Source organism: Enterobacter cloacae complex sp. 402C9, from assembly GCF_050030745.1.
GTDB classification, from domain to species: domain Bacteria; phylum Pseudomonadota; class Gammaproteobacteria; order Enterobacterales; family Enterobacteriaceae; genus Enterobacter; species Enterobacter intestinihominis.
In genome coordinates this window covers 1,881,334-1,908,333 of sequence record NZ_JBLGUW010000001.1, presented here as the reverse complement: position 1 = coordinate 1,908,333, position 27,000 = coordinate 1,881,334, and the positions used below count along the sequence as shown (strand labels likewise).

The following is a 27,000-nucleotide window of genomic DNA, read 5'->3' as shown; positions in this document are numbered from 1 at the left end:
ATTGACAGTTTACCGGGTTTTATCATGACGGCGGAAGGCCACCTGCTTTTTTCACTTGCCTGTGCAGTGTTTGCTAAAAACGCTGAACTGACCCCTGTGCTGGCCCAGGGGGACTGGTGGCATATTGTCCCTTCTGCCGTGCTGACCTGCCTGCTGCCGGACATCGACCATCCAAAATCATTCCTTGGTCAGCGGCTGAAGTGGATTTCAAAACCCATCGCCAGAGCCTTTGGTCATCGCGGGTTTACCCACAGCCTGCTGGCCGTATTTGGCCTGCTTACACTCTTCTATTTGAAGGTTCCCGAGAGTTGGATAGTCCCGGCGGATGCCATTCAGGGCATGGTGCTCGGCTACTTAAGCCATATCCTCGCCGATATGCTGACGCCAGCGGGCGTTCCGCTGCTCTGGCCCTGCCGCTGGCGTTTCCGCCTGCCAATCCTCGTGCCGCAAAAAGGCAACCAGCTGGAGCGCGTTCTGTGCATGGCGCTGTTTGCCTATGCCGTCTGGATGCCGCAGACATTGCCCGAAAATGGTGCAGTGCGCTGGTCATCGCAGATGATCAACTCGCTGCAATTTCAGTTCAATCGTTTTATTAATCACCAGATTGAACATTAAACCGACAATATAATCACTTTTGTCATAAACCATTCCATATGGATATAAGCGCCACATCACACTTCTGATAACCTTGCGCCAACAGGTTCGGTAAAAACCGACCGTATAATAAATCAGGAGAACGGGGATGAATTTTCCACTCATCGCGAACATTGTTGTGTTCGTCGTATTGCTATTGCTTCTCGCCCAGGCTCGCCACAAACAGTGGAGCCTGGCGAAAAAGGTACTGGTTGGTCTGGTCATGGGCGTGGTGTTTGGCCTGGCCTTACACGCTATTTACGGCTCCGACAGCCCGGTACTGAAAGATTCCATTCAGTGGTTCAACATTGTCGGTAACGGCTATGTACAGCTGCTGCAAATGATCGTTATGCCGCTGGTATTCGCCTCAATTCTGAGCGCCGTAGCCCGGCTGCATAATGCTTCTCAACTGGGTAAAATCAGTTTCCTGACCATTGGCACCCTGCTCTTCACCACGCTGATTGCGGCGCTGGTGGGTGTGCTGGTTACCAATCTGTTTGGCCTGACTGCTGAAGGTCTGGTGCAGGGTAGCGCTGAAACCGCGCGTCTGACGGCGATTGAGACCAACTACGTGGGTAAAGTGGCCGATCTGACCGTTCCGCAGATGGTGCTCTCCTTCATTCCGAAAAACCCGTTTGCTGACCTTACCGGTGCAAGCCCAACCTCCATTATCAGCGTAGTGATCTTCGCTGCGTTCCTGGGCGTGGCTGCGCTGAAGCTGCTGAAGGACGATGCGCCGAAAGGCGAGCGGGTTCTGACTGCCATCGATACCCTGCAAAGCTGGGTAATGAAGCTGGTGCGTCTGGTCATGCAGCTGACGCCGTACGGTGTCCTGGCGCTGATGACCAAAGTCGTGGCAGGTTCTAACCTGCAAGACATCATCAAGCTTGGCAGCTTTGTGATTGCCTCGTACCTCGGTCTGGGCATCATGTTTGTTGTGCACGGCATCCTGCTGGCGGTGAACGGCGTTGGCCCGCTGAAATATTTCCGCAAAGTCTGGCCGGTGCTGACCTTCGCCTTCACCAGCCGTTCCAGCGCGGCATCGATTCCGCTGAACGTGGAAGCACAGACACGTCGTCTGGGCGTACCCGAGTCTATCGCCAGCTTCTCGGCCTCCTTTGGCGCCACCATCGGGCAGAACGGCTGTGCGGGTCTCTACCCGGCGATGCTGGCCGTGATGGTTGCCCCAACCGTGGGTATTAACCCGCTGGATCCGGTCTGGATTGCGACGCTGGTCGGTATCGTGACCATTAGCTCCGCCGGTGTTGCGGGCGTGGGCGGCGGCGCGACCTTCGCTGCGCTGATCGTTCTGCCTGCGCTGGGGCTGCCGGTAACGCTGGTTGCCCTGCTGATCTCTGTTGAACCACTGATCGATATGGGTCGTACCGCGTTGAACGTGAGTGGTTCAATGACCGCCGGTACCCTGACCAGCCAGTGGCTGAAGCAGACCGACAAAACGATTCTCGACAGTGAAGATGATGCCGAACTGGCACATCGTTAATCACTGCTGAAATAAAAAAACCGCCATCGGGCGGTTTTTTTATGGCTGTTATTCTTCAACCTCTTCATCCTGGCGGGTCTGCATTGCCCATCGCTGCGCCGATTCCGGCACCGTAAACGCAGGGGAGCGACGGAAATGCTCGCCAATCAGCACGAAGGCAACGTATTTACCCCGCAGCATCCAGACATCGCGAAAACCATCCACCTTCAGGGCATGGTCTGGCGGCGCGGGCTCAACGCGGGGTACATAGCTAATAACCTGGCGGTTTTGTTGACGAAGAGGTTTCATAAGCGACGGGTTCACTAAAGCAAATTCTTAAAGCAGGAAATTTCTATCATAGCCGATTCTCCCCCCGCCCGTCGCGCCTGACGTATCGCAGATGGCTCCTTTCGCTAATCAATATCTGAAAACGCTTAGTTCGCCTGCTAATTCTTAACATTGTTCTATCCTTAATAGGGTTTTTAGGAATGAACAAAGGAGAAGCGTGCAATGTCGAACAATGATAAACCACATCAGTCACCCATTCATGGGACTGAAGAATCTCAACCGGGAATGGACTCACTTGCCCCAGCCGACGGCTCACACAAACCATCACCGGGTCCTTCCGCACCGGGTGAACAGCCTACCGCCCCGGGCAGCATGAAAGCCCCGGAAACGGAAAACGAAAAGCTGAAATCGCTCGATCCTCACCGCAAGGGCGGTGAAGGCCATGCGCTGACCACGAACCAGGGCGTTCGCATTGCCGATGATCAGAACTCCCTGCGCGCCGGAACGCGCGGCCCGACGCTGCTGGAAGATTTCATCCTGCGCGAAAAAATCACCCATTTCGACCATGAGCGTATCCCTGAGCGTATCGTCCACGCTCGCGGCTCCGCGGCGCACGGCTATTTCCAGCCGTACAAGAGCCTGAAGGAGATCACCAAAGCAGATTTCCTTTCCGATCCGAACAAAATCACACCGGTGTTTGTGCGTTTCTCTACCGTACAGGGCGGCGCGGGTTCGGCCGACACGGTGCGTGATATCCGCGGCTTCGCCACCAAATTCTATACCGAAGAGGGCATTTTCGACCTCGTCGGGAATAACACCCCGGTTTTCTTCATACAGGACGCGCATAAGTTCCCTGACTTTGTCCATGCGGTAAAACCAGAACCACACTGGGCCATACCGCAGGGACAAAGTGCGCATGACACATTCTGGGACTACGTCTCCCTGCAACCGGAAACCCTTCACAACGTGATGTGGGCGATGTCTGACCGGGGGATCCCGCGCAGCTATCGCACTATGGAAGGCTTTGGTATTCATACCTTCCGTCTGATTAACGCTGAAGGTAAAGCGACGTTTGTGCGTTTCCACTGGAAACCGGTCGCGGGGAAAGCGTCGCTGGTGTGGGATGAAGCGCAGAAGCTGACCGGACGCGATCCGGACTTCCACCGTCGCGAACTGTGGGAATCCATTGAAGCCGGTGATTTCCCGGAATACGAGCTGGGATTACAGCTGATCCCGGAAGAAGACGAGTTCAAATTCGACTTCGACCTGCTCGACCCGACCAAGCTTATTCCTGAAGAGTTGGTGCCGGTTCAGCTGGTGGGTAAAATGGTGCTTAACCGCAACCCGGACAACTTCTTCGCGGAAAATGAGCAGGCAGCGTTCCACCCGGGCCATATTGTGCCGGGGCTGGACTTCACCAACGATCCGCTGCTGCAGGGTCGTCTGTTCTCTTACACCGATACGCAGATCAGCCGTCTTGGTGGACCTAACTTCCATGAGCTCCCAATCAACCGTCCGACCTGTCCGTACCATAACTTCCAGCGTGACGGGATGCATCGCCAGGATATCGATACCAACCCGGCGAACTACGAGCCGAACTCCATTAACGATAACTGGCCGCGTGAAACCCCGCCGGGGCCAAAACGTGGCGGATTCGAGTCGTATCAGGAGCGCGTGGACGGAACAAAAATTCGCGAGCGCAGCCCGTCATTCGGCGAATATTACGCTCAGCCTCGCCTGTTCTGGAACAGCCAGACCCCGATCGAACAGCAGCACATTATCGGCGGCTTCAGCTTCGAGCTGAGCAAAGTGGTGCGTACCTACATTCGCGAGCGCGTGGTCGACCATCTGGCGCATATTGATATCCAGCTTGCTCAGGGCGTGGCGAATAATCTCGGCATTACGCTGACTGACGAGCAATGCCATGCTGCACCGCCTAAAGACGTGAACGGGCTGAAGAAGGATCCGTCCCTGAGCCTGTACGCGGTACCTGGCGGGTCGATCAAAGGCCGCGTAGTGGCTATCCTGCTGAACGATAAACCGCGCGCCAGCGACGTGCTGGGGATCATGAGGGCGCTCAAGACTCAGGGCGTACATGCCAAACTGCTTTACTCACGCATGGGTGAAGTGACGGCCGATGATGGCTCCGTCCTGCCGATTGCTGCGACCTTCGCCGGGGCACCGTCCCTGACGGTTGATGCGGTGATTATGCCGTGCGGCGACGTTGAGAGTTTGCTCGGTAACGGTGATGCCGCCTATTATCTGCTGGAAGCCTATAAGCACCTGAAGCCAATCGCCCTCGCAGGCGATGCGCGGAAGTTTAAATCGCTGCTGAAGGTACCGGATCAAGGGGAAGAAGGCATTGTCGAAGGTGATAACATTGACGATGCGTTTATGACCCGGCTGTTTGACCTGCTCGCCGCGCACCGCGTGTGGTCGCGCAGCAGCAAGATTGACCAGATACCGGCGTAAAAAAAACCGGGTGGCGCTACGGTATGAACCGGAAACATGGGTAACACTTTAGACCGGATACATGGGTAACAGTTATAACTGGCATAGAAGAGGAGACTCGCTATGCCCTGGACTGAGACGCGACCTATGCAACGCCTTGATTTCATCCGTGCCTGCCATGCAGGTACGGATTCTTTTTCTGCCCTCTGCCGTCTCTTCGGCATCAGTCGAAAAACCGGTTACAAATGGCTTCAGCGTTTTGACCCCTCTGACCTGTCATCTCTCTCTGACCGGTCGCGTGCTCCGCACTCCCACTCCCGGACAGTTCCTGATGATATCGCCGGGCAGCTTACGGCCCTGAGGCAAAAACACCCTGACTGGGGCCCCAAAAAACTGCGGATGTGGCTGCTCAATCATCACGTCGATTTTACCGTCCCCGCTGCCAGTACTATCGGCGATATCCTCAAGCGTGAAGGCCTGGTTCCGGATAAAAAGCGAAAACGCAGAACCCCGGGCAATCGCCAGCCCCTGACCATCATCAGTGAGAACAATCAGGTCTGGAGCGCTGATTTTAAAGGCAAGTTCAGGCTGCTGAGCCGGAAATACTGTCATCCCTTCACCCTCACCGACAATCACAGCCGGTATCTTCTGAGCTGCCGGGGAGCAGACCGGGAGAGCGAGCCCTTCGTCAGGCAGTGCCTGACGGATGCGTTCCTGGAGTACGGTCTGCCGGAAGTCCTGAGAACGGATAATGGTCAGCCTTTCGCAGGAACAGGTATCGCCGGGTTAAGTCGCCTTGCAGTCTGGCTGATAAAGCTGGGCATCAGACCGGAACGCATCAGAAAGGGGCATCCGGAAGAAAACGGCCGTCATGAGCGAATGCATCGTTCGCTGAAAAGTGCAGTAAAACAGGGCAACATATTTATGACGATGGAAGAACAACAGCGGTGGTTCAGTGGCTACCGGGAAGAGTTTAACTACGAAAGGCCGCATGAAGCCCTGGCGGGTGCAACGCCCGGAACGGTATGGCAACCCTCAGGCCGGCACTGGGATGGCAGGGTTCCTGAATATGCTTATCCGGAAGGAGGTACGGTCTACAGGGTGAAATCAAGGGGGACACTCTATATGGGGAAAAAGGGGACGGTGTTCCTGAGTGAAGCGCTGACTGATGAGTACATCATGCTGGAAGAACAAGATGATGGCCTGGAGGCCATCATCTTTAATGGAATAACGCTTGCGTACTACGACCGAAAAACCCAGAGTGTGCTCCGGATAGACTGAAAAGTGTTACCTATGTTCCCGGTCTGATCTGTTACCTATGTATCCGGTCATACACTACGCTTACCCGGCCTATATTTCGACTGATGTTGTAGGCCCGGTAAGGCGAAGCCGTCCCCGGGCTTTATTTTGCTCACAAATCCCTGAACGTCCCCAGACGATACCCACGCTCGGCAATCGCATACTTCAACGACGCCGACGTTAGCACGTCCAGTTCCGCCAGACGCGGCCAGCAGTAGGCGCTCTTACGTACGATGTTATCGACAAACGCCGGATGCGCCATTACCTCAAGCGAGCGCTCCCCTTTTGCGGCGGAGGCATCCAGCACCTTCAGGAACAGCGCTTCGTCGATATCGTCGCCATAAAATGCGCTGCTGAACCCCTCCGTTGACGTCACCGCAACGTCCGGCAGTCCGCGCACCTCCCGATCCACGCGCATCGCCACGCCTTTACGTTTGGCAAATTCTGCCACAAGCGGGAAAATCGCCGGGATCATATGCACATGATGATGACTGTCGATATGGGTGGGCTCGCGGCCAAACACATCCACAAAGCGGTTAAACTGGCAGTCCAGCTCGCGGGCAATCTCATCAAGCGGCAAAGCGTCCTGCTCCGCCATTTCCCAAATCCATTTACCCAGCTGCCCGTCGCGCGTCAGCCCCGGCATCGGTGAAAGGGGCAACCCAAGCGTCAGCACAAAGTGCATGCCCACGCCCAGTTCGGGCAGCTCACGGCTTAGCTGCGCCGCATGTTCCACCGCCTCACCGTTGATGAGCGCTGTTGTAGAGGTCACGACGCCCCGGCGACAGGCTTCGATAATGCCGTAGTTCTGCCCTTTTGACAGGCCGAAATCATCGGCATTGACGATCAGCAGGTTTTCCATCGCGCCTCCTCTTAACGGTGTGTGAGTTTCAGTTTCTCAACCGTTGCAGCAAAGTTTGGCAGCCATTTCTCATGCGCCAGGATCATCTCACTCGCGAGTTTTTCAGCGTCACGGTCAGAATGCACCAGCGGGCTCAGGTTCAGCGCCAGCAGCACGTCATTCAGCTCGCCGCTCAGGGCCGCATTGCTCGCCGCTACTTCAAAGCCTTTGATGGTGTGAATCAGGCCCATCACCTTATCGTCGAAGTGGGTAATGCGGGGATGCGGTTTTGCACCCTCGCGCCCAAGGATGCAGGTCATCTCTACGGCCCAGTCTGCCGGGATATTGTCGATGTGCCCATGATGCGGAACGTTCACATAGTGCTCGGCCTGCTTGTCATTGTAAATGGCGTTGATCACTTCACACGCGGCATCTGAATAGTATGCCCCACCGCGCTGCTCAAGCTCTTTCGGTTTGACGTTCAGGTTCGGATCTTTATACAAATCAAAAAGCTGCTTCTCTACTTTCTGCACAACCTGAGCCCGTGCGCCACCTTTGTAGTATTCGCCCATTTCAATCGCCAGCATCTCTTTCTGCTTGAAGTAGTAAAGCAGATACGAGCACGGCAGCAGATTCAGGGAGCGGATCAGCCCTTCGCTGAACGGCAGATCGAAGATGTTTTTCACCGAGGCCGCGGTCAGGCGACCAGAGGCAACGCCATCAAGCAGTTCCGCAAAGCGCGATTGCCCGTTCACAATCACATCTTTGATAAAGACCATGTGGTTCAGGCCGAACAGGTCAATGGACAATTCATCGTTATCGGTTAGCGCCAGCACATCGCGGATGAACATCTTCATGCCGATCGGAATATTGCAGACGCCGATAAAGCGTTTGAAACCGGTGTGACGATAGACTGCCTCGGTGACCATCCCGGCCGGGTTGGTAAAGTTAATCACCCACGCGTTCGGGCAGATCTCCTCCACGTCTTTAATGATGTCAAAAATGACCGGAATAGTACGCAGACCTTTAAACAGGCCACCAGCCCCGTTGGTTTCCTGGCCCAGATAACCGTGGCTCAGCGGAATACGCTCGTCCAGCTCACGCGCCTTCAGCTGGCCGACGCGCAGCTGGGTGGTCACGAAGTCAGCATCTTTCAGCGCCAGGCGGCGATCCAGCGTTTTATGCACGGTTAAAGGCACGCCCGCTTTTTCAACCATGCGTTTGCACAGTTCAAAAATAATATTTAGCTTCTCCTGACCTTCTTCAACATCCACCAGCCATAATTCGCTGACCGGTAATTCATGATAACGTTTCAGGAAACCTTCAAGTAATTCCGGGGTATAGCTGCTGCCGCCACCAATGGTTACGACTTTTAATTTCTTTTGCATAAACTCTCCCTTAGCTTATCAGGGTAATCGCCTGCAAGGTATAGCGTACTCTTCCCGCTATTTGGGCAAGCCATTACGTCAATATTCCTGCGGATAAACCGCCGAAAGTTAATTAATTACCGTTAAATTTTTGCGGTAACTGTTCGGTGTGAATGAAGTCATTTTCTTAAAGGTTTTAATAAACAGGCTGGGGCTGCTGTAACCCGATTCGTAAGCGATATCGGTGACAGAGTAGTTAGTAATTTCCAGCTGTTTTTTGGCAAAATTGATGCGGATTTCATTAATAATTTGAACAGGCGTTTTACGGTAATAGCGCTGCGTGGCGCGCGTTAAATATTCCTGCGATTTACCCGACAGCGCCACCATGTTTTCCAGGGCGTTATCGCTGAACTGTCCTTTATCGTGCATCAGCTCCACGGTACTGCGCAGCCACTGAGGAATATCATCCACCACCTGCTGTTCTTCACGGTGATGGCGAAGACGGTTCATGACGTAGAACGTCACGGTTTCAATAAATTCATCAAATTCATTGTCGCGGAAATTCAGCGAGGCGATAACCGTTTCAATCCAGGTCATAAACTCATTTTTAACGCGATAGACCTGTGACGCCACAAAGCAGAACGGAACCAGCGGCAGATAGTGCTTCTCGAAGAAACGCCTGCTCACCCCTACGTTAAGAATGCGCGTCGCACCAAACTCATAAAAGCTCTGGTGATAGGACCCCATCGGCAGGAAGACGAAATCGCCACGCTCAAGCAGGACGCGCTTACCGTTGATCTCCTGATAGTAGCGGCCGGTCAGAACAATCGTGAACTCGTAGTAGTCATGCTGGTGCAGACCGCTGGCGCTCTCCGTTTTGTTGTAAATCACCACGTGAAAATTCTTGCCATTAAACAGCTGCTGCTCATGTGCGGTTTTGATTTCCATCGTGCTGACCTCCTGGTGCCTGTTCAGACTTACTGCATCTTCTCGTGAAGCTCGATGAGCTCCGCTACCATCTCGCGCGCCAGCATGGAGGTCATCAGGTGATCCTGCGCATGTACCAGCACCAGACTCACTTTCATCTTTCCTTCGCCCTGGTCGCTTTCGATGAGTTTCGTCTGCACCAGATGCGCTTCGTTTAACGCCGTACGGGACTGCTCCATCATGGTTTTCGCGGCAACAAAATCGCCCTGCTTAGCCTGCTTAAGCGCCGCATACGCCAGGCTTCGCGCCTGCCCGGAATTGATGATGAGCCCCATCACCACCTCTTCCAGATCGTTCACTGCAGTTTCTTCGGCAACGATACTCTCTAAATCTAACATCTTTAAGCTCCTTTACGCTGGCGCGGGTTGCCCCGCGCCGTGCAATTTTAGAATTTCAGTGCGAGGGCGATATCCTCTTCGCTCTCTTCTTCATCGATAACCGTTGCAGCCTTGTTCGCAATCGCCACGAACGGCATGTAGAGCAGGGTTGCAATCCCGAGGTTGAATATCGCCAGCAGGAAGGCGGCCACGCTACCGTTGGTGTTGAAGAACGCGCCCAGACCAGCTGGCATCGTCCACGGCGCAATGTTGGTCACCGGCGGGATAATGCCCAGGTAATACGCCGTCAGCGTAATCGCGGCCAGCAGCGGCTGAACCAGGATGAATGGAATGAACATCACCGGGTTCATGATAATTGGCAGACCAAACAGGATCGGCTCGTTAATCTGGAAGATGCCTGACGGCAGGGCCAGCTTCGCAACCTGACGATGGTCGGCGCGGCGAGAGACAATAAAGACCGCGATGATCAGACCCAGCGTCGCCCCGGTACCGCCCAGGAAGATATAGGAGTCAAGCATCGGCTTCGCCCACACATGGAAGGTTTTACCGGCCGCCAGCGCCGCATCGACGGAGCCGTACTGCTGGTAAAGCGCGACGTTTTCCAGTGCCCACGGGGTCATAATACCGCTGTCCAGCGCCGCCAGTGCCAGTGAACCATGCACGCCGAAGAACCACAGCAGGGAGGTAAAGATGACATACGCCCAACCGACCACGCTACCCATCGACGCCAGCGGCGTTGAGATAGAGTCCATAATGATCTGGTGGAAGTTAGTCCCCCAGTGAGAGAGCGCCCAGGCAATAATCCCCATGATGGAGAGGATAATGAAGCCCGGTATCAACGCGGAAAATGAACGAGAAACAGAGGCCGGAACGCTATCCGGCAAGCGGATAACCCAGTTGCGGCGAATAATAAAGGTGAACATTTCGGCCACCACCAGTCCGATAATAATACCGGAAATAATGTTTGCCCCACCCAGCCAGTTGGCGCCCACGGCGTAAGCGTCGCCCACGCTGTACGGCGTGACGGTCATAAACGCGGCAATGGACAGTAAGCCCGCCGCCAGCGGATCCACCTTACGCTCTTCCGCCAGGGCCATTCCAATAAAGAAAGGCGCCATTAGCGACATAATACCCAACGTACCGTTGTATACGTTGCCGCCAATGGCTTTTAAACCATTAAGGGTTTCAATAGTGGAAGCATCTAACCTAATTCCTAATGAATAAAAAAAGGAACCTTCTCCAAAGCTGAGAAAAACGTTGTTAATTAAAACGAACATTGCCCCGGCTAATGTCAACGGCATTAATTTAATAAAGCCGTTCTTAATGGCATTAACGTGAGGCTGCTTTCCTATTTTAACAGCAAAAGGAAGGAGTACCTTTTCAAGTGAAGCGATGACTTTACTCATAGGAAAATACCCTTAAATGCCGCAACGACCGTTACGGCGTATTGTGTGTGAAATAACTCTTTGACGGGAAAAATAAAAAATTAATTAGCAGCTTTTTTAATCGCCGCAACAGCAGCTTTTAATACACCTAAACCATCAATCTTGCCGTATAAAACGGAATCGATCACTTCGACCGGCTTATTAGGGAGCAAACGTTGAATTTCTGGCAGCATATAAGCGATTTGCGGCCCGAGTAAAATTACATCTGCTGTCTGGCCCTTTTCGCCCGCCAGCGTTTCCGGAAACGCCTCAATCACCACAGGGACTTCATATTTTTCGGCCTGCGCGCGCATTTTTGAAACCAGCAGCGAAGTGGACATGCCCGCAGAGCAGAACAAGTAGATATGTTTCTTTTCCATGATAATTTCCCTCTTATTGGTCTGACCGCCGTCGCGCTATCACTCGACTCGCTATCCTGGCTGACGGGCAGTGTGCTGAACATTGTTTGTCGTTGAAGTGAGTATACGCAATGGTACAGGGAGGGGATAATTCTGGATAGACTCAAATTGTCTCTCATTGACCTGGCTTGTTGACTACCTTCACATTTCAGGCAAATATTTCGCGCTAAGAAATAAGATTTACGTATGCATAAAAAAACCGGCCATCAGGCCGGTTTGTTAACACTTTCAGGCAAGCGCGGTTACTGCGCCTTAGGTGCCTGTGGATCGGTGTCGTATTCAGCGCAGGTCTGGTAGCCCGAATTGATCACGTGACCGGTATCATCCAGGGCGACAAAGTAGGTTTCTGCCTTACCATTACGTTGACCCAGAATATAGGTCTGGCAGGTGCCACGCGCGTGGATCATAGTGACTTCTGAAGAAGGTTTACCGGCAATGGCTGCAACCTGGGAACGCGTCATGCCTTTTTTGACGTCTTTTACCACTGGCTGTGTGAACTGATCTGTGGTGCGATCGTAAGCTGTACACCCAGCCAGCATAGTCAGTACCGCCGCTGCGCTTAAAATTCCTGCTACGTTCTTGTTCATATTCCGTCCTCTTGTTTATCAGCGTGTTAACTAAGCATGGGATAAAAATTACTATTGTTCAACTTTGCGAGTTACGCCAGACGAATTTCGGAAAATTCTAATAAAACAACGATAAGCTGCTAAATCGCTGTAAAACAGTACACTCAAAACTGTGATCCTTGTCGTTTCCCCGACAAAGGGTTAGTTTTAACAGATCACACTTTCTGTTTGGTTCTGCATAGGGAGGGCGTAATGGCTCTGCAACAAGAAATTATTCAGGCGCTGGGCGCGAAACCTGCGATTAATGCCAATGAAGAGATCCGTCGTAGCGTTGATTTTTTGAAAGCTTACCTGTCCGCACACCCTTTCCTGAAGACGCTGGTACTGGGTATCAGCGGCGGTCAGGACTCCACTCTGGCCGGTAAACTTAGCCAGATGGCCATCACCGAGCTGCGTGACGAGACCGGTGACACCGCACTGCAATTTATTGCCGTACGTCTGCCGTATGGCGTGCAGGCCGACGAGCAGGACTGTCAGGATGCGATCGCCTTTATTCAGCCGGACCGTGTTCTTACCGTAAACATCAAAGGTTCGGTACTGGCAAGCGAGCAGGCCTTGCGTGAAGCCGGTATTGAACTGAGCGATTTTGTTCGTGGCAACGAGAAAGCCCGTGAGCGCATGAAAGCGCAGTACAGTATCGCAGGGATGACCAAAGGGGTCGTCGTCGGCACCGACCACGCCGCGGAAGCCATCACCGGTTTCTTCACCAAATACGGCGATGGCGGCACGGACATCAACCCCCTCTTCCGCCTGAACAAGCGTCAGGGTAAGCAACTGCTGGCGGCGTTGGGCTGCCCGGAGCACCTGTATAAGAAGGCGCCAACGGCAGACCTGGAAGACGATCGCCCTTCCCTGCCGGATGAAGCCGCGCTGGGTGTGACCTATGACAACATCGATGATTATCTGGAAGGCAAAACGCTCGACGAAGGTACCGCAAAAATTATTGAAGGCTGGTATCTGAAAACCGAGCACAAACGCCGTCCACCCATTACGGTGTTTGATGATTTCTGGAAAAAGTAAAAGCAAAACGGTAACTCAGTTTTGCAGGCCGGGTAAGGCGTAGCCGCCACCCGGCTCTTTTTTAACCACCAAACACCTGCTACACTGTATGCCTGAACAGTATATGGAGCAGTATGTGAGCAGGCGTCAATCCGCCCCGCGTCTTGAGTTTGAAGCGGCGGCTATCTACGAATATCCCGAGCATCTTCGCCCCTGGCTTGAGGCGCTGCCTAAACAGCCTGGCGTCTATTTCTTCCACGGCGACAGCGACACCATGCCGCTCTATATCGGCAAAAGCGTAAATATCCGCAGTCGGGTGATGTCGCACCTGCGTACGCCGGACGAAGCGTCGATGCTCAGACAGTCCCGGCGGATCACCTGGATCGAGACGGCAGGTGAACTGGGCGCGCTTCTGCTCGAAGCCCGGCTCATCAAGGAACAGCAGCCGCTGTTTAACAAACGCCTGCGCCGCAACCGCCAGCTGTGTTCCTTGCAGGTTAACGCGGGAAAACCGCAGGTCGTTTATGCCCGGGAAGTGGATTTTTCGCATGAACCGAATCTTTACGGTCTGTTTGCCAACAAACGTGCCGCACTGCAAACTCTGCAATCCCTTGCTGATGAATTACAGCTTTGTTACGGCCTGTTAGGACTGGAAGCGACTACCCGCGGTCGCGCCTGTTTCCGCTCCGCGTTGAAACGCTGCGCCGGGGCGTGCTGTGGAAAAGAGAGCGTTGAAGAACATCATGCCCGGTTTATGGCTGGCCTGGCCTCAATCAGCGTCAACTGCTGGCCGTGGGAAGGCGCGGTGGCGTTGAAAGAGACCCGCGATGCGATGACGCACTATCACGTCATCCGCAACTGGCTCTGGCTTGGCGCGGTTGAAAGTCTGGATGACGCTGCCGCCCTGCTGCGCACACCTGCCGGGTTCGATCAGGATGGCTACAAAATTCTCTGTAAGCCGCTGTTAACCGGTAAATATGAGATAGTCATGCTCAATGACCCGGCAGCCAGGTAATTTCACTGAACAGCAGCGACCCCTTCGTTTCCAGTAGACGGAGGGTATGGCTGCCCTCTTGCCAGCTGGCGCCCTGATCGGCGGTCAGTAATTTATCGCCCAGTTGCCAGGCGCCGCTTAATACGAACGCCACGCCACCGCGTGATGCGAAGGTAGTGAACGTTCGGGTAGCAACTCGCACCTTTGCCTGGCAGTGCTCCCGTCGGGTCATGACATTGAAATCCATCGACATCTGCCCCTCCGTGAGCACGGCTTTCACCGTCAAATCGCCCGCAAAGCCGTAAGGCTGATGGTGTTTCAGGGTATGGCAAAACGCCCTCCCCGCATCCAGCGTCACCTCGCCGCCTTCCAGCAGCGTAATCACCCGGTCAACGCCCGGAAACGCGGAGAATTCGCCGTTACTGGCGATGGAGGCGATGCTGGCCCGCCAGGAAAAATCCCGCGTCGCGGGAGGGAAACAGCAAATCTCACGCGTCTCGCCCGCGCCGTTACGCCAGAGACTGACGGGTATTTTACGGATATCAAAGAATTCCATGGCCACTCCTGAAGGACGCACCGTGCGCCAGGGCATTTCACAGACGTATTATCGGCAACGGTAAGGCCAGACCTTAGGCATGGGGCAAAAGAAAAACCGCCGGTCCTGTCCACAGCGTTTTCGCTTGTGTAGACAGGAGCCCGGCGGTCTTAAGAGAGTGAACCGATTATTCGGCTGGTGCAGGCATTTTACCTTCCGGCGCTGCACGTTCTGTCAGACGCTTCTCAAAATTGGCATTAAATTGCTTTTTCTGTTCCGGCGTCAGAATGTTGTAAATCTTGTTCTGGGTTTCCATGTGGGCCAGCATGCGCGCTTTATGCTGCTCGGCCATTTTGTCGATCTGCGCTTCTGCTTTTGCTTTGTCGAAGCTGTCGCTGGCAATGATGTCATGCATCGCGCGGCGCTCTTCCAGCGGAGGACGTTTCATCTGGCCACGCTGACTTTTCCTGATGTCGCGGATCTGCTGCTTCTGCGCATCGGTCAGGTTCAGATCTTTAAACATCATCATCTCATGATGCATACCCGGCTTGCCTTTATGATGCATCATCATTTTGCCTTCTGCCGGCGCGGCGGTAGTGGTCGCGGTATCGGCGGCGAACGCCATGCTGGTAGCGCCCAGAGCCAGGGTAGAGGCAACAAACAGTGCAGTTAATTTACGCATAATGTCTTTCCTTACTTTCAGTTATTCTTCGGCGCTATGCCGTGTTGACGAGATTAACTTTACGGGGTTTATCGTCAATTAGTCAGAGCAACGGTAAAACAATGAAAGTATAAAAAACACGTTTTCGCCAATTATGGAGAAATTAAGGAAAAAGCGTGGAGAGATGAAACAAAAATATTCAACAGGATGATTTTAAAGAGATTATGGAGGAGTATAGCGAAGTACCGTTTAATAATAAAGCAATTCTCCAGGAATATTCCGCAAACACTACCAGAGCGCTTTTAACGTTAAGAAATTAATTCTTTGTTTCCCCTCCGGTCTGCGCGAGGGGAGACGATCAGGGCATTTTTTCCAGCATCAACCCGGCTCGTAAACCAAACGCGACTGACGGGTTAGGAAATAAAACATATTCCGTGGGGTTCTGTACCGCATAGCGCGTCTCACCATCTTCCGCCAGCAGGACGCCCTGGCGAAACGGCGTGAAGTTCAGCGTATGGGGAGCCATATGAAGCTGGAAAGCTTCGCTTTGACGCGTGATCTGCTGTACGACCCGATAGCGCACGACGGGTTCTCGGGTGGGTTCCGGCGCAACCCCTGCGAGCAACGCCCGAAGCGCCTGATGCGTAGGGGCAAAACGCGTCAGGTCGTTTTGCCCGAACGGCAGCGCTTTTCCCAGCTCCAGCGTGCAGGACAGCGCGCCGAAATTCTCGCAGGTGAAGTGGGTAAACGTGCCGCCCGGCGTCTGGTGGAAAACCAGCGCTTCCAGTCCCGCGTCGCCAAGCCAGGTCAGAAACGCCTCATCCCACGGCTGATGGCGCTGCGGTAACACGCCAAAACGTACGTGGTACGAGGCGCGGATGGCGGTATGCAGATCGAGGTGCCAGCGCGTTTCCCCCGCCCCGGCAAAAAACGCCGTGACCACCTTCTCCAGCCATTGCGCACGTGTCGTTTCATCACTCTGTGGAAATTGCGCCCAGCGGCCACCAAACATTCGGTTGATGTCGCTCACGAGATACCGTTTGTTTTGCGCCAGCGCAGGCGGATTTCCCAGTACCACCAGCAGACGGCAGTGCAGCGTGATCTCTGCGCGATACAGCGCGCGCAGCAACAGATCGACAATCTCCACAGGCGCGGTTTCATTCCCGTGAATGCCGGTAGAAAGCAGCAGCGACAGGTTATATTGCCACGTCGGCGTCAGTTCAAGCACGCCCGACCCCAGCCATCGCCAGTGGAACGAAGGGCCTTCCCCCTCGTGCCGCTCCGGTGTCTCTTCAGCCAGCGTCAGCGCCAGAAAGTTTTCCATATCGTCTCCTTAGCGCTGGAACGGATAAACCGATCCCAGTTGCAGGATGGTCGATAATGCATCCAGCGCCTCGCGGCCTTCGCGCAGCAGCTGCGGATCAACCAGATCGGCCTGAACCAGACGGTCACGATAGTAGCGGTCCACCCAGTCATTGAGGGTATTGAACAGCGTGTCGTTCATCATCACCGACGGATTCACGGCCTGCATTTCCTCCGGCGTTAACACCACGCGCAGTCGCAGGCACGCCGGTCCCCCGCCGTTGGCCATACTTTCCCGCAGATCAAACACGCGCAGTTCATCAATCGGGTTATCCGCCTGCACCAGTTCGCTGAGATAGCGCCAGACGCCCTGATGGTTGCGGGACTCCTGCGGCAGCACCAGCATCATGCTGCCGTCATCCCGGCTCAGCAGCTGGCTGTTGAACAGATACGTTTCGACCGCATCCTGCACGCTTACCGCCTGCGTGGGCACCTGAATCGGCATAAATCCCGGCACGCGTTCGCGCAGCGTGGCCAGCAACTTTTCCTGATGGGCAAACGCCTGCTCGTGGCAGAACAGCACCTGATGGTTGGAAACGGCAATCACGTCGTTATGAAACACGCCCTGGTCGATCACCTGCGGATTTTGCTGGGCAAAAATCACCTGAGTAGGATTAACCTGGTTCAGCCGTGCAACCGCCTGGCTTGCGGCTAAGGTTTGTCTCGCCGGATAACGAACCGGCGCGGCGTGGCCGCCCTCTTCCCGTCCATAGATAAACAGCTGCAAGCCTGGATCGCCGTAATCGCCACCCAGACGGTTGTGGTTTGCCGCCCCTTCGTCGCCAAACATCGCGACCTGCGGCAGCGCTGAATGCACCTCAAAATGCGCATCATGATTAAAAATGGCGCGCAGCACGCGCCCGGTGGTCTCCGCTTCGCTGGCGCGGTGGAATTTGTTGTTCAGGTTAGCGACAGTCAGATGCACTTTGCCGTCCAGCGTATCCGCCGACGGCGCGACGGTGGCGGCATTCGCAACCCACATTGAAGAGGCTGAACTGGCCGCGGAAAGCAGCTGTGGGGACTGCGTACCGGCTTTTTCAACCACCTGTTCATCCGTACCGCTGAAGCCCAGCTGGCGCAGCACGGCCACGTTCGGCCGCTCCTGCGGCGGGATCACCGCCTGCGGGAAACCGGCATCGGACAGCGCCTTCATTTTCAATAGCCCCTGCTTGGCCGCCAGCTTCGGGTTCGAGACCTGGAAACGGTGCTTCGTCGAAGCTTCATTGCCGAACGACAGCCCGGCATAGTGGTGCGTCAACCCCACCAGTCCGTCAAAGTTAACCTCACGCGCTTTCATGGGCGTCACCCTCTGTAAAATCCAGCCCCGGATTCAGCGTCTCCGGCAGCGTCAGCGCCGGGGTTTCCAGGCTTGCCATCGGCCACGCGCAGTAATCGGCAGCATACCAGGCGCTGGCGCGATGGTTGCCCGATGCCCCTACGCCACCAAACGGCGCGGTGCTCGCCGCGCCGGTCAGCGGTTTGTTCCAGTTCACGATCCCGGCGCGCGCTTCCAGCAGCAGCTGGTCGAATTTCTCGCGATGCGGGGATATCAGGCCGCTCGACAGGCCGTAGCGGGTGTTGTTGGCCATCTCGATCGCCGATGCAAAATCGTCATAGCGCCAGACGCACAGCAGCGGGCCAAAGACCTCTTCATCCGGCACGTTGCTCGTCGCACTCATCTCAATAATCCCCGGCGTCAGCAGCGATGTGCCCGGCTGAACCAGCTTCGGCTCCAGCAGGGTTTTCGCCCCGCGCGCCACGTGCTCCTGCCACGCTTTCAGCACGTTCAGCGCCGCCTGCCCGGAGATCAGCCCGCCGATAAACGGCTGCGGCTCGGTATCCCATTTCGCGGGAACCAGACGCCCGCTCACCTCCACCAGACGCTTAAGAAACGCATCCCCCTGCGCGCCGCGTTTAACCAGCAGGCGGCGGGCGCAGGTGCAGCGCTGTCCGGCGGTAATGAATGCCGACTGAATGGTCAGGTGGACCGCAGCATCGATATCATCCGGATCTTCCACAATCAGCGGGTTGTTGCCACCCATCTCCAGCGCCAGAATTTTTTCCGGCTGCCCCGCCAACTGACGATGCAGCTGATAACCCGTTCCGGCACTGCCGGTAAACAGCAGACCGTCAATGTCGCTCAGCGCACTCAGCGCCTGACCGGTTTCACGCCCGCCCTGCACCAGATTCAGCACGCCCGGTGGCAGCCCCGCCTGCTCCCAGAGTTTTACTACTGCTTCTCCGGTTAAGGGGGTTAACTCACTCGGCTTGAAGATGACGGTATTTCCCGCCAGCAGCGCAGGCACAATATGCCCGTTCGGCAGATGCCCGGGGAAGTTGTACGGGCCAAACACCGCCAACACCCCGTGCGGACGGTGGCGCAACGTGGCGGCGCCGTCCGGCATCCCGGTATGCTGCTCACCGGTGCGGGCGTGGTACGCCTTCACCGATATACCGATTTTATTGATCATCGCCGTCACTTCGGTTGTTGCCTCCCAGCGCGGCTTGCTGGTTTCGCAGGCAATGATGCGGGTCAGCTCTGCTTTATTGGCCTCCAGCAGCGCAGCAAATTTCTCAACCAGCGCCTGGCGCTCGGAGAATGGCCGTTTCGCCCATGCCGGAAACGCGCGGCGTGCAGCCTGGCAGGCCTGCTCAACCTGCCCGGCGCTGGCGTCGCTCCCCGACCAGAGCACCTCCTGGCCGACCGGGTTAGTTTTTGTCCGCGCATCACCTTCGCCCGTTACCCAGTCACCGTTAATCCATAGAGTCATGCTGTTTTCTCCTCAGGGCAGAGCCGCACCAGGCGAACCGTGTCGCCAGCGATACATTTCAGGGCATCCAGTTGCGCAGCCGTCAGTACCAGACGCTCGCATGTTGGGTTGGTTCGCACCAGCATGGCGCGGAAGTTGGCGTAATTCTCGTTCGAGACCAGGCAGGCTGGCCACTCGCCCGGCGCGGGCTGGCCTTCTGAAACCTCAACCAGGCGGCTTTTTCGGATGGCGCGTACGCGGTCAATATCGCATTCCAGCGTCGGGCCGCCGTCAAAGATGTCGACGTAATTACGGTAGCGAAAACCCTCTTTCTCCAGCACTGCACGGGCCGGAGCGGTTTGCGGGTGAACTTCGCCGATCACCGCCTGCGCTTCCGGCGTTAAGAAATGGGTATAAATAGGATGCTTCGGCATTAACTCGGCGATAAACGCCTTCTGACCGGTACCGCACAGGTAATCCGCCCGGCTGAATTCCATGGAGAAGAAGCGTTCGCCCAGGCTCTCCCAGAACGGCGAGTAGCCCGTCTCATCAATTACGCCGCGCATCTCCGCGACCACTTTTTCGTTGAAGCGGTCGCGAAAGGCGGCCATAAACATGAAGCGCGATTTGGAGAGCAGATAACCGTTACCCTCTTTGCGCCAGTCCGGATCGAGAAACAGGGTGCAGAGTTCGCTGGCGCCGGTGTGGTCATTACAGAGAAAGAGCGTCGGCAGCGCGTTGTAGACGTTCAGCTCTTTCGAGGCGTGGACCATCGTGCCGACGCGGTAGTTGTACCACGGATCGTTAAGCCCGACGGCCACCTCGATGGCGCAAATCCCCGCCACGGTTCCCGTGTCGGTCTCTTCCAGCACGAACACATAGCCCTGTTCGCTTTTTGGCAACGTCCCCTGCCAGGTTTGCAGGGCGCGCTCAATGCGCGCCGACAGCGTTTTTTCATCGGCAGGCAGCGAGGTCAGCCCGCCCCCTGTCTTACCGGCAAGCTGCATAAGCCCGGCGAGATCGCCGTGCGCAACGGGACGGATGACCATCATGATGACACCCCGGACTTCACCTGTTCGCAGGCCAGCGCAAAACGATCTAACCCGGTTCTGACCTCTTCCTCACTGACGATCAGCGCAGGGGCAAACCGCACCACGTTAGCGCCGGCAATCAACACCATCACGCCCTGCTTTGCCGCTTCCTGTGAAATCAGCTTCGCTTTGCCAGCAAACTCAGGGGCAAGCTCACAACCTATCAACAGCCCCAGACCGCGGATCTCTTTGAACATGCCGGTCTGGTTATTGATGGCGGTAAGACGCTCAACAAACCACTGGTGACGCTGCTTCACGCCGCTAAGCACCTCAGGAGTGTTGATGATATCCAGCACCTGTCCGGCGACAGCGGTTGCCAGCGGGTTACCGCCGTAAGTGGTGCCATGGGTGCCCACGGTCATCACGCTGGCGAATGTATCGGTGGTCAGCATCGCCCCCACCGGGAAGCCGCCGCCGAGCGCTTTAGCTGTTGAGAGCACATCCGGGGTCACGCCATAGTGCATGTAGGCGTACAGCTCACCCGTACGGCCCACGCCGGTCTGGACTTCGTCAAAAATCAGGACCGCGTTATGCCGATCGCACAGCTCGCGCAGCCCTTGCAGGAACGCTTTCTGGGCGGGCATGACGCCGCCTTCCCCCTGCATGGGCTCGACAATCACCGCACAGGTGGTGTCGTCAATCAGCTCGCTGGCAGAGTGTAAATCGTTATACGCCGCATGACGGATATCCGGCGGCAGCGGCGCAAAATCCTGAGAATATGAGGGCTGACCACCCGCACTGACGGTAAACAGCGTGCGGCCATGGAAGGCATTTTTAAAGGCTACGATGCCGCTCTTGTGCGGGCCGAATTTATCGTGCGCATATTTGCGCGCCAGCTTCAGCGCCGCTTCGTTCGCTTCCGCGCCGGAGTTACAGAAAAAGACTTTTTCTGCGAAAGTGGCGTCGATCAGCTTCTTCGCCAGACGCAACACCGGTTCGTTGGTATAACCGTTGCCGGTATGCCAGAATTTCGCCGCCTGATCATTCAGCGCCTGCCGCAGCGCCGGGTTTGCATGCCCCAGCGCATTCACCGCAATCCCACCCGCAAAGTCGATATACTCTTTGCCCTGCTGATCCCACAGGCGAGAGCCTTCCCCACGTACCGGAATAAAAGCCGCCGGAGCGTATACCGGCATCATCCATTCATCAAAATTTTCACGCGTAACTGACAGAGACATAGCGACCTCATCCGGTAAATAAAAGGTTGTTTAAATGTTAAATAATTGAGTGTTTGCACTGTGAATGTAGATTGCAGCGTTCATGCCAGCCAGCGATAAAAATGCATAAACGGATTTGGGTAACAGAATATCAATGAGTTACAATATGGAGTTATTCACTGTTAATGCATAAATAGTGAATATTTTTACAGCAAGCGGCGCTTTGCCGCACGAAAACAAGAAAGAGTATGCACATGCCAAATATAATTCTGGAATTGTGATCGCTCGCGAAATTTATCGGTTCTTTACGCCCTGTTCGAGGGCAAAACGCGTCGAAATGGTGCAAATATTGCACCGTCGGCATTATCTGTCGCAGTAATTGGGCGAAGCGGATAACAGAAGACGTAAATTCTGCTACCATCCTTGCACTATTCACCTTGCATTGGCAGCGACTATGAAATTTGTCTCTTTTAATATCAACGGCCTGCGTGCCCGTCCTCACCAGCTCGAAGCGATTGTTGAGCAACATCAGCCAGATGTGATCGGCTTGCAGGAGACAAAAGTTCACGACGATATGTTCCCGCTCGAAGAGGTAGCGAAGCTGGGCTATAACGTTTTTTACCACGGTCAGAAAGGCCACTACGGCGTTGCGCTGCTGACCAAAGATACGCCGGTGTCGGTGCGTCGTGGCTTTCCGGGTGACGGTGAAGAAGCACAGCGTCGTCTCATCATGGCTGAGCTGCCTTCCCCGCTGGGTAACATCACTGTGATTAATGGTTACTTCCCGCAGGGTGAAAGCCGCGACCACCCGACCAAATTCCCGGCCAAAGCCAAATTTTATCAGGATCTGCAAAACTACCTTACGACCGAACTCAACAAAGATAATCCGGTGCTGATCATGGGGGATGTGAATATCAGCCCGACTGATCTGGACATTGGCATTGGCGAAGACAGCCGCAAGCGCTGGCTGCGCACCGGGAAATGTTCCTTCCTGCCGGAAGAGCGCGAGTGGATGCAGCGCTTGCTTGACTGGGGGCTGGTGGATACCTTCCGCACCGCTAACCCGGAGACGCAGGATCGCTTCTCGTGGTTTGACTACCGCTCTAAAGGCTTCGATGACAACCGGGGCCTGCGTATTGATCTGCTGCTGGCGAGCGCCCCCCTGGCCGAACGCTGCATCGAAACCGGTATCGACTATGATATTCGCAGCATGGAAAAACCGTCCGACCATGCGCCGGTATGGGCAACGTTCAAGCTGTAATCCTCAGTGAATATAAAAAAAATCAGTCTCCTGTGCGCCCTTCTGGGCGCATTTGTTTTAATCGTTGTTTTGCTTCCTCCGGGCATGCTCTCCCTCGACACGCTAAAAATACACCAGCAAACGTTGCTCGATCGTGTGGAGCAGGCGCCCCTTCAGAGCGCGCTGATCTATTTTGCGGTTTACGTTCTGGTCTCTGCGCTGTCGATACCCGGGGCCGCGCTTCTGACGCTGCTCGGCGGGGCGATTTTCAGCCTGTGGGAGGCGATGCTGTTGGTGTCATTGGCCTCGACGCTCGGCGCCACGCTTGCCATGCTCGTCAGCCGTTATCTGCTGCGTGACTGGGTGCAACGGCGCTTTGCCGCACAGATGAACACGATCGATGTGGGGATGGTTCGCGATGGCGCGCGCTACCTTTTTGCCCTGCGCCTGATGCCGTTGTTTCCGTTCTTTCTGGTCAATTTGCTGATGGGGCTAACACGTATCCAGGTGCGTCACTACTGGTGGGTCAGCCAGCTTGCGATGCTACCTGCCACCGTCATTTATCTGAACGCCGGACGCGAGCTGGGAAAACTCACCACGCTGCGCGATATTGTGTCGCCGGGACTGCTGTTCGCCTTTACACTATTAGGGTTATTACCGCTGGTCACTCGCTGGCTGTTTTCCCGTTACATCCCTTCGATTAAAAAGTGAGGCATTATGCGCCGGGTGCGTTTTTGCGCGTTTCTGACGAGTCTGCTGCTGGCAACCTCTGCCTTCGCCGCAGAAAGCTGGCAATCCATTCAGCAACAGGCCACCGGGCAGACCGTCTGGTTTAACGCCTGGGGCGGTGACGAGGCCGTTAACCGCTACCTCGACTGGGTGAGCGGCGAGATGAAAACGCACTATGCCATTAACCTGAAGATCGTTCATCTGGCCGATGCCGCCGATGCGGTGAAGCGGATCCAGACGGAACAGGCCGCAGGACGCAGCAGTAACGGGTCGGTGGATCTACTCTGGGTAAACGGGGAAAACTTCCGCACGCTGAAGGAGGCAAACCTGCTGCTCACCGGCTGGGCGCAAACCCTGCCCAACTGGCGTTACGTCGATACCCGTAAACCGGTCACGGAAGATTTTGCCATCCCGACCGATGGGGCGGAATCCCCATGGGGCGGCGCGCAGTTAACCTTCATCGCCCGTAAAGCGAGTATGCCGACGCCTCCGGCAGATCCCCACGCGCTGCTGGCTTACGCTCAGCAGCACCCTGGCAAGGTGAGCTATCCGCGACCGCCGGATTTTACCGGCACGGCGTTTCTTGAACAGCTTCTGCTGGCATTGACCGCCCATCCGGAGGCGTTAAAAAACGCGCCGGACGGCACCTTTGCAGAGATCACCGCGCCGCTGTGGGACTATCTTGATACCCTGCATCCCCTGCTGTGGCGCGAAGGGAACGATTTTCCACCATCGCCTGCGCGCATGGATACGCTGCTGGCCAGCGGCAACCTGAACCTGTCGCTCACCTTTAACCCCGCCCATGCGATGCAAAAGGTGGCGAGCGGTGAACTGCCTGCCGACAGCTACAGTTTCGGCTTTCTCAAAGGCATGATCGGCAACGTCCATTTTGTCGCTATCCCGGCAAATGCCAGTGCGAGCGCAGGGGCGAAAGTGGTGGCAAATTTCCTGCTGTCACCGCAGGCGCAGATCCGCAAAGCCGATCCTGCCGTCTGGGGTGACCCGAGCGTGCTGGATGGTGCCAAACTACCTGCGAAAGCGGCAAAACAGCTTCATGCCTTTACCCCTTCAGGCACGCCTGATGTGCTTCCCGAACCGCACGCCGCCTGGGTTAACGCCCTGGAGCAGGAATGGCTTCGCCGCTACGGAACCCGCTAAGCGGGCTGGTATGGGCGGCAATGGCGGTCATCTATCTGCCACTGCTTCCCGCCAGCGGCATGCTGCTGGCCCCGGCTTTTTCTCTCAGTAACTGGGCGGCGCTGTTTGCCGACCCGCAGCTGCCGCAGGCGCTGGCCGCTACGCTGGTGTCAACCCTCATCGCGACGCTGGGCTCACTGTTTATCGCCCTGAGCCTGCTTGCGCTTCTCTGGCCGGGTGATGGCTGGCAGCGCCTGAGCACCCGTCTGCCGTGGCTGTTAGCCGTGCCGCACATCGCCTTCGCCACCAGCGCGCTGCTGCTGTTTGCGGAAGGCGGTCAGTTTTACCGGATCTGTACAGTCTGTTCGCCGCAGCTTGACCGCTACGGTATCGGGCTTGGCCTGACGCTTGCGGTCAAAGAGAGCGCGTTCGTTCTGTGGGCAATCTACGCCGCGCTGCCTGAAAAGCGCCTCGCACAGCAGAAAATTGTCCTGCATACCTTCGGCTACGGACGAATGCAGGCGCTCAACTGGCTCGTCCTCCCGGCTATCGCCCCCGCGCTGGGCGCCGTGATGCTGGCGGTGCTCGCCTGGTCGCTTTCCGTGGTGGATGTGGCGATCGTGCTCGGGCCGGGCAACCCACCTACGCTGGCGATGCTGGCCTGGCAGTGGCTGACCCAGGGCGATGCGCAGCAGCAGACAAAGGGAACGTTGCTGTGTCTGGTGTTGCTCCTGCTGCTGGCCGCACTTACCGCGGTGGGATACGGCCTCTGGACGGCTTGGCGGCGCGCCCAGCCTGATGTCTCGGGGGTACGTCGCGCTTCGCATACGGCGCTGCCCGCACGGACGCTGGGCGGGTTACTGCCGCTGTGCGGCGTGCTCTGTGCGCTGGTTCTGCTGATGCTGGCACGCCGGGACGACACCGCCCCCGTCAGCGACAGCCTTTCACTGGGACTGCTGTCCAGCCTGACAGCGCTGGCCATCCTCATGATCTGGCTTGAGTGGGGACCCCAGCGCGGCGCGGTGTGGATCTGGCTGCCGCTTGCCCTCCCGGCGCTGCCCCTCGTGTCCGGGCAGTATGCCGTGGCGCTGTGGCTGGGCATCGACGGCCAGTACGCTGCGGTGCTCTGGAGCCATATGCTCTGGGTTCTCCCGTGGATGCTCCTGGTGCTGCAACCGGCCTGGCGCAGGCTCGATCCCCGGCTTATCCTCACCGCCAGAACGCTGGGCTGGCGACAGGCGAAAATTTTCTGGTTAGTGAAATGTCCCCTGATGGTTCGTCCGGCACTGCTGGCCTTTGCGACCGGCTTTTCCGTGAGCATGGCCCAGTACATGCCCACCCTCTGGCTGGGAGCGGGTCGTTTTACTACTCTGACGACGGAGGCGGTCGCCCTCAGCAGCGGCGGCAGCGTTCCGATCCTCGCCAGCCGGGCGCTGGGTCTGTTGCTGTTGACCAGCAGCGTATTTGCCCTTGCCGGGCTGCTCGCCCGGCTCGTGGGCCGTCACAGACAAGGATTACGTTAATGCTGAACGTGAAAAATCTCACCATTGCGCCACTCTTACGTGAGGTCAACTTCCGCGTCCCGGCAGGGGAGATTCTCACGCTGATGGGACCCTCCGGGAGCGGGAAATCGACCCTTTTCGCCTGGATGGTGGGCGCGTTATCCGCTGATTTTAAGGCGCACGGCGAGCTGTGGCTGAACGATCGTCGCTGCGATATGCTCCCCGTGGAAACGCGCGGGATCGGCATTCTGTTTCAGGACGCCCTGCTGTTTGACGCCTTCAGCGTGGGGCAAAACCTGATGCTGGCGTTGCCGGCGCACATTGCCGGACGCGCGCGGCGCGACGCGGTAGAGCAGGCTCTTGAATCTGCCGGGCTGGCAAACCACTATGTCAGCGATCCGGCGACCCTTTCCGGCGGCGAGCGCGCCCGGGTCAGCCTGCTGCGCGCCCTTCTCGCCCAGCCGCAGGCATTGCTGCTCGACGAACCGTTCAGCCGACTGGATAAAACGCTCCGCGCCTCATTCCGGGCGTGGGTATTCGAAACCACTCGCCAGCGCAAGATCCCGATGGTGCTGGTCACGCATGATGAGGAAGATATCCCGCCCGGCGGAGAGGTGATTGAGATTTCTCGCTGGCAATAATGTGCTAACGCAATGTTTTTGGCTTCAGGAGAGACGACAATGCCACCCT

Annotated in this window: 26 protein-coding genes; 11 read left to right on the top strand and 15 right to left on the bottom strand. The window is 56.2% G+C overall.

The window, feature by feature from the left end; genetic code table 11:
* Positions 1 to 24 precede the first annotated feature (24 nt).
* A complete protein-coding gene (locus ACQG1K_RS09085) occupies positions 25 to 615 on the top strand; it encodes a metal-dependent hydrolase (protein ID WP_015570742.1) in 591 nt (196 codons plus the stop codon).
* Between the two features lie 127 nt (positions 616 to 742).
* A complete protein-coding gene (gene tcyP, locus ACQG1K_RS09080; RefSeq protein ID WP_022647826.1) occupies positions 743 to 2,134 on the top strand; it encodes a cystine/sulfocysteine:cation symporter in 1,392 nt (463 codons plus the stop codon).
* A gap of 48 nt (positions 2,135 to 2,182) precedes the next feature.
* Here the strand turns inward: tcyP and cedA are convergent, their stop codons facing one another.
* On the bottom strand, positions 2,183 to 2,422 hold the full coding sequence (gene cedA, locus ACQG1K_RS09075) for a cell division activator CedA (protein WP_022647825.1): 240 nt from the start codon (positions 2,420 to 2,422) through the stop codon (positions 2,183 to 2,185).
* 201 nt (positions 2,423 to 2,623) lie between these two features.
* Here cedA and katE point away from each other — a divergent pair, with 201 nt between their 5' ends.
* Both katE and ACQG1K_RS09065 read left to right on the top strand, forming a co-directional pair.
* Positions 2,624 to 4,873 carry a catalase HPII gene (katE, locus tag ACQG1K_RS09070; protein WP_022647824.1) on the top strand — a complete coding sequence of 750 codons (2,250 nt, stop codon included), beginning with the start codon at positions 2,624 to 2,626 and terminating at the stop codon, positions 4,871 to 4,873.
* 102 nt (positions 4,874 to 4,975) lie between these two features.
* Entirely contained in the window at positions 4,976 to 6,133 is a 1,158-nt protein-coding gene (locus ACQG1K_RS09065) for a DDE-type integrase/transposase/recombinase (protein WP_023305267.1), read from the top strand.
* A gap of 130 nt (positions 6,134 to 6,263) precedes the next feature.
* Here the strand turns inward: ACQG1K_RS09065 and chbG are convergent, their stop codons facing one another.
* From chbG to osmE, 7 genes are all read right to left on the bottom strand, one after another.
* Positions 6,264 to 7,013, bottom strand: coding sequence for a chitin disaccharide deacetylase (gene chbG, locus ACQG1K_RS09060; protein WP_038415892.1), 750 nt, complete (start codon positions 7,011 to 7,013; stop codon positions 6,264 to 6,266).
* Positions 7,014 to 7,024: 11 nt separating this feature from the next.
* A complete protein-coding gene (locus ACQG1K_RS09055; protein WP_022647822.1) occupies positions 7,025 to 8,380 on the bottom strand; it encodes a 6-phospho-beta-glucosidase in 1,356 nt (451 codons plus the stop codon).
* 108 nt (positions 8,381 to 8,488) lie between these two features.
* On the bottom strand, positions 8,489 to 9,334 hold the full coding sequence (gene chbR, locus ACQG1K_RS09050) for a transcriptional regulator ChbR (RefSeq protein WP_255248587.1): 846 nt from the start codon (positions 9,332 to 9,334) through the stop codon (positions 8,489 to 8,491).
* A 2-nt stretch (positions 9,335 to 9,336) separates the two neighbouring features.
* A complete protein-coding gene (gene chbA / locus ACQG1K_RS09045) occupies positions 9,337 to 9,684 on the bottom strand; it encodes a PTS N,N'-diacetylchitobiose transporter subunit IIA (RefSeq protein WP_022647820.1) in 348 nt (115 codons plus the stop codon).
* Positions 9,685 to 9,731: 47 nt separating this feature from the next.
* The gene (gene chbC / locus ACQG1K_RS09040) at positions 9,732 to 11,090 is read right to left on the bottom strand and encodes a PTS N,N'-diacetylchitobiose transporter subunit IIC (protein ID WP_017384664.1); all 1,359 of its coding nucleotides are present in this window, start codon (positions 11,088 to 11,090) and stop codon (positions 9,732 to 9,734) included.
* 80 nt (positions 11,091 to 11,170) lie between these two features.
* The gene (gene chbB, locus ACQG1K_RS09035) at positions 11,171 to 11,494 is read right to left on the bottom strand and encodes a PTS N,N'-diacetylchitobiose transporter subunit IIB (protein WP_225303350.1); all 324 of its coding nucleotides are present in this window, start codon (positions 11,492 to 11,494) and stop codon (positions 11,171 to 11,173) included.
* A 275-nt stretch (positions 11,495 to 11,769) separates the two neighbouring features.
* Entirely contained in the window at positions 11,770 to 12,114 is a 345-nt protein-coding gene (osmE, locus tag ACQG1K_RS09030; RefSeq protein ID WP_022647818.1) for an osmotically-inducible lipoprotein OsmE, read from the bottom strand.
* Between the two features lie 231 nt (positions 12,115 to 12,345).
* Between osmE and nadE the strand changes: the two genes are divergently transcribed.
* Positions 12,346 to 13,173: an ammonia-dependent NAD(+) synthetase gene (gene nadE / locus ACQG1K_RS09025; protein ID WP_022647817.1), complete on the top strand. Its 828-nt coding sequence runs from the start codon at positions 12,346 to 12,348 to the stop codon at positions 13,171 to 13,173.
* Between the two features lie 115 nt (positions 13,174 to 13,288).
* Positions 13,289 to 14,167 (top strand): excinuclease Cho, encoded by an 879-nt coding sequence (gene cho, locus ACQG1K_RS09020; protein WP_032624399.1) that lies wholly within the window; start codon positions 13,289 to 13,291, stop codon positions 14,165 to 14,167.
* On the opposite strand, the gene ves is transcribed toward cho, so the two are convergent.
* From ves to astC, 7 genes are all read right to left on the bottom strand, one after another.
* A complete protein-coding gene (ves, locus tag ACQG1K_RS09015) occupies positions 14,145 to 14,702 on the bottom strand; it encodes an environmental stress-induced protein Ves (protein ID WP_022647815.1) in 558 nt (185 codons plus the stop codon). The two genes, cho and ves, sit on opposite strands and share 23 nt — an antisense overlap.
* A gap of 166 nt (positions 14,703 to 14,868) precedes the next feature.
* Positions 14,869 to 15,363, bottom strand: a complete 495-nt coding sequence (spy, locus tag ACQG1K_RS09010) for an ATP-independent periplasmic protein-refolding chaperone Spy (RefSeq protein WP_206227710.1) — start codon at positions 15,361 to 15,363, stop codon at positions 14,869 to 14,871.
* Positions 15,364 to 15,700: 337 nt separating this feature from the next.
* Positions 15,701 to 16,666, bottom strand: coding sequence for a succinylglutamate desuccinylase (gene astE, locus ACQG1K_RS09005; protein WP_206227711.1), 966 nt, complete (start codon positions 16,664 to 16,666; stop codon positions 15,701 to 15,703).
* Positions 16,667 to 16,675: 9 nt separating this feature from the next.
* Positions 16,676 to 18,001 carry an N-succinylarginine dihydrolase gene (gene astB, locus ACQG1K_RS09000; RefSeq protein WP_146877105.1) on the bottom strand — a complete coding sequence of 442 codons (1,326 nt, stop codon included), beginning with the start codon at positions 17,999 to 18,001 and terminating at the stop codon, positions 16,676 to 16,678.
* Entirely contained in the window at positions 17,988 to 19,475 is a 1,488-nt protein-coding gene (gene astD / locus ACQG1K_RS08995; RefSeq protein WP_045307970.1) for a succinylglutamate-semialdehyde dehydrogenase, read from the bottom strand. The genes astB and astD overlap by 14 nt, the downstream gene beginning before the upstream one ends.
* Positions 19,472 to 20,506 carry an arginine N-succinyltransferase gene (gene astA / locus ACQG1K_RS08990; RefSeq protein ID WP_367076272.1) on the bottom strand — a complete coding sequence of 345 codons (1,035 nt, stop codon included), beginning with the start codon at positions 20,504 to 20,506 and terminating at the stop codon, positions 19,472 to 19,474. The genes astD and astA overlap by 4 nt, the downstream gene beginning before the upstream one ends.
* Positions 20,503 to 21,723, bottom strand: a complete 1,221-nt coding sequence (astC, locus tag ACQG1K_RS08985; RefSeq protein WP_032624403.1) for a succinylornithine/acetylornithine transaminase — start codon at positions 21,721 to 21,723, stop codon at positions 20,503 to 20,505. Before astC ends, astA begins: the two co-directional genes overlap by 4 nt.
* A gap of 433 nt (positions 21,724 to 22,156) precedes the next feature.
* On the opposite strand from astC, the gene xthA reads away from it, so the two are divergent.
* The 5 genes from xthA to ACQG1K_RS08960 are packed head-to-tail and all read left to right on the top strand — an operon-like array spanning position 22,157 to position 26,951.
* Positions 22,157 to 22,963: an exodeoxyribonuclease III gene (gene xthA / locus ACQG1K_RS08980; RefSeq protein WP_023299900.1), complete on the top strand. Its 807-nt coding sequence runs from the start codon at positions 22,157 to 22,159 to the stop codon at positions 22,961 to 22,963.
* A 6-nt stretch (positions 22,964 to 22,969) separates the two neighbouring features.
* Complete coding sequence (locus ACQG1K_RS08975; protein ID WP_032624404.1) at positions 22,970 to 23,653, top strand: TVP38/TMEM64 family protein; 684 nt, start codon at positions 22,970 to 22,972, stop codon at positions 23,651 to 23,653.
* A 6-nt stretch (positions 23,654 to 23,659) separates the two neighbouring features.
* On the top strand, positions 23,660 to 24,829 hold the full coding sequence (locus ACQG1K_RS08970; RefSeq protein ID WP_426720877.1) for an ABC transporter substrate-binding protein: 1,170 nt from the start codon (positions 23,660 to 23,662) through the stop codon (positions 24,827 to 24,829).
* On the top strand, positions 24,802 to 26,331 hold the full coding sequence (locus tag ACQG1K_RS08965) for a thiamine ABC transporter permease (protein WP_426720878.1): 1,530 nt from the start codon (positions 24,802 to 24,804) through the stop codon (positions 26,329 to 26,331). The genes ACQG1K_RS08970 and ACQG1K_RS08965 overlap by 28 nt, the downstream gene beginning before the upstream one ends.
* Positions 26,331 to 26,951 (top strand): ATP-binding cassette domain-containing protein, encoded by a 621-nt coding sequence (locus ACQG1K_RS08960; protein ID WP_063137549.1) that lies wholly within the window; start codon positions 26,331 to 26,333, stop codon positions 26,949 to 26,951. The genes ACQG1K_RS08965 and ACQG1K_RS08960 overlap by 1 nt, the downstream gene beginning before the upstream one ends.
* Positions 26,952 to 27,000 lie beyond the last annotated feature (49 nt).